We start from the raw sequence: 3,086 nt of genomic DNA, 5'->3' as shown, positions 1-3,086 counted from the left end.
GCAGCGCCTCAAGCGCCACAGCAGCTTTAAACTTGTCTGAAAAGTTCCGTCGCTTTGTCATTCTCGTATCCATTCGTGCGCGTTGGATACATCTTAGCACGCTGTCCAAATTTGCCGGACCACTTCAGACTTGACAACCCAGAGCGTATCACTGTCTGCTCGAGAGCAATTCATTCAAGCCATACCTGAGAGCCTTGATGCCGAAATCTCTTTTTTCTTATGGTGTAGTTTTGGCCGCGAGCCTGCTTGCTGCTGTCGCCGCGGGACTATTTGCTTTGGAGGAGAAGCGAGCGGACGCGACGCTCGAGATCCAGTCAGCGCGCAGCGAACTCAAACTGGCCTTGGCCACCCTCTCCGTCCGCATGGCCAGTATGGCGACCGCGCTGGAGAGAAACCCCACCCTGACGCCGTCCGACTTTACAGAAATATATGAATTGGCCACGCGCGGCGCGGTGCGCAGGCCAGAGCGCGCCCTCGCTTTTATGCCCCAGGTCGCAGATGAGAAACAGATCGTGGCATTGATGGATCAGGCCGGGCCGGACTACACGGTCGCCGGGTATCCTGAGTTCCAACTTTTCCCGGAACGCGAAACTGAGGCTCTGTTTCCGGCCATCCTCGTGGAACCCGCAGCCAGTAGATCAAACGTTTTCGGTTACAACATGGGCTCCAGCCCGGAGCGTCTCGGCGCCGCGCGCGATGCCTTGACGCGGGGTGTCATGACGATCTCGGCACCAGTGTCTCTTTCACAGGATACGGATCAGTTCCGATCCAGTTTCCTTGTACTGTATCCGGTATATCTTCCCAATCGCGACTCCCTGACAGAGGCGACGCAAGCTGTTCTGGGCGCGGGCATAACCCCGGCGGCCCTTTTTTCAGATCACGTCGCGCTTTTCAAAAGACATACTCTGGAGATCGAAATCGGGGTCGCAGGAACGGATCTGCCCGTTAACCTTGGTTCTTCCGGAGATAGTCTAGGTCTCGTGCTCACGCTTGTGCGGGATCTTGAAATGCCAGCAATCCGCACCGGCGGCTTCGATAGGCCCTTTCGTGCCAGCGCGTTCTACACATTAGCGCCTACCGACGCGGTCTTACCCGCGTTGGCGGCAGCTCTGACCGCTTTGATCGGGTTTCTTGGAACGAAAGTGATGCGGGCCCGCGTTTCAGCACGCGAGGCGCTCGAAGCAGCTCTCGCGCGCAAAGAAGTCGAGCTTCGCGAAGCCTATCGAATTCAGTCGCAATCTCAGAGAAGAGAGGCTCTTGGCCGTCTTGTCGGTGGCGTCGCGCACGATTTCAACAACATCCTCAGCGTCATTCTCGGAAACATCGAATTGATGAAAGACGAAGGCGCGGCCGAGAAGGATGACGGCTTACTCGCAGAGGCCGAAAAGGCGACAATACGTGGCGCGCGATTGACACGTCAGCTTCTGTCCATTGGACGTAAGTCGCATCTTGAACCAAAACGACTGAAGATCTCATCAGACCTACAAGACACCGCGAGTATGCTTGGGCGGGTCCTGCCAGAATCCATCGAGATCACGACTGTTCCAGCGGCCGGGCTATGGCCGGTCAAGATCGACCCGGATGGCCTGCAGAACGCGCTTCTGAACCTTGCGCTAAACGCGCGCGATGCGATGAGTGGACAAGGAAAACTTACCATTGAGGCATCGAACACCCGCATCACGCACGACTACCTCCGAGAGCGGCCAGACGAGGAGATCACGCCCGGGCGTTACGTCGTCGTTTCGGTGAGCGATAACGGGGAAGGCATGACCAGAGATGTGATTGACCGGGCGTTTGAACCGTTCTTTACCACCAAGGGTGCGACGCACGGATCGGGTTTGGGTCTTCCTTCCGTACTGGGTTTCTGCCGCCAATCCGGCGGAACATGCCGTATCTATAGCGAGCTCGGTGTTGGCACGACCGTCCGCATCTGGCTTCCTGTTGACGGTGTCGACGAACAATCAGACGACGCGGTGGAAGCAACACCTATTTCCGCATCTAACAGCGCACGGATCTTGCTCGCGGAAGACGAAGACGGTGTCGCACGAGTTTTGGTCCAGCAACTCGAACGCGGTGGCTATAATGTGAAACATGTGGCCACTGGCGACGCCGCATGGGAGGTGCTTGATCGCGGAGAACAATTCGACCTTGTGGTTTCTGATCTCGTCATGCCCGGGTCGATCCAAGGCGCAGAGTTGGCTAGGCGGCTAGAGCAGAGATATCCGCAATTGAAAATCCTTCTGATCTCCGGATATCCGCAGGAAGCAGCAATTGAGGGCAATGGAGTGGCCACGCGCCACCCGGTTCTCACCAAGCCGATTCCTCGCGGCGATTTGTTGTCGATGATCGAAACCCTTTTGGCTGGCGGATAAGACTCTACGATGAACAGCTGATATCTTATCCCTTATCGGAAAGAAACGCTGCTTCTTCTTTTAAAACTGCCCTGAAAGCATCAACGTGGATGGGTTTCATGAGAAAGCGCCCGACCTCGAGATCTCGCGCATTAGCGATCATATTTGCCGCGAGGGCGGAGCTGTCTGGCCCGCCGGTCATGAAGCGGATGCGGATTCTACGCTCAATTCCGACAAGGTTTTCGATAACTTCAATGCCATCCATCTTCGGCATTTGAATGTCGATGACCAAAAGCGCTGGCTCCGCTTCCGTGCCCAGCTCGGTCAGAAGTTCGCGCCCGTTCATAACTGTCGTTACGCTCCAACCCTCTTTCTCAGCCACACGGCGCAATAGAGTAGAGAGTTGTATATCATCTTCAGCAATAAAGAGGCGCAATGTCTACTCCATGGCAAATCTACAGGCTGTGGGCCTTAGCGTAGGGAAGTAACTGCTGTAATAACACAGGACCGGAGTCGCCGGATCATGTTGTCGCGGCGCAACAGAGCATCAGGTCCAATCTCATGGAACATAGAAAAGAGCGTATATACTGCACCAAGGCTAATGGCAATGAGATATAGCTAAAAGTTGGTGATGGCCCTGAGGGGCGGCATATCATGGCGTTGTTCACGCGCCGCAATTCTCATCCGAGAAAAGGATATGCCACATGACGACAAATACCATTACCCAACTGCCCG

2 protein-coding genes are annotated in these 3,086 nt (G+C 55.5%); one reads left to right on the top strand and one right to left on the bottom strand.

Going from position 1 to position 3,086, the window contains the following annotated elements:
* The first annotated feature begins 197 nt into the window (after window positions 1–197).
* Window positions 198–2,372, top strand: coding sequence for an ATP-binding protein (locus tag ROE7235_RS19120; protein ID WP_121097557.1), 2,175 nt, complete (start codon window positions 198–200; stop codon window positions 2,370–2,372).
* 25 nt (window positions 2,373–2,397) lie between these two features.
* Here the strand turns inward: ROE7235_RS19120 and ROE7235_RS19115 are convergent, their stop codons facing one another.
* Window positions 2,398–2,787, bottom strand: a complete 390-nt coding sequence (locus tag ROE7235_RS19115) for a response regulator (RefSeq protein WP_121097555.1) — start codon at window positions 2,785–2,787, stop codon at window positions 2,398–2,400.
* Window positions 2,788–3,086 lie beyond the last annotated feature (299 nt).

Origin of the sequence: Roseinatronobacter ekhonensis (assembly GCF_900499075.1) — a bacterium.
In the GTDB taxonomy this organism is placed as follows: Bacteria; Pseudomonadota; Alphaproteobacteria; order Rhodobacterales; family Rhodobacteraceae; genus Roseinatronobacter; species Roseinatronobacter ekhonensis.
This window is presented reverse-complemented; position numbering and strand designations above follow the sequence as displayed.

Coding starts and splice junctions, on each gene's coding strand:
- ROE7235_RS19120 (WP_121097557.1), top strand. CDS start 198: ATGCCGAAATCTCTTTTTTCTTATGGTGTAGTTTTGGCCGCGAGCCTG.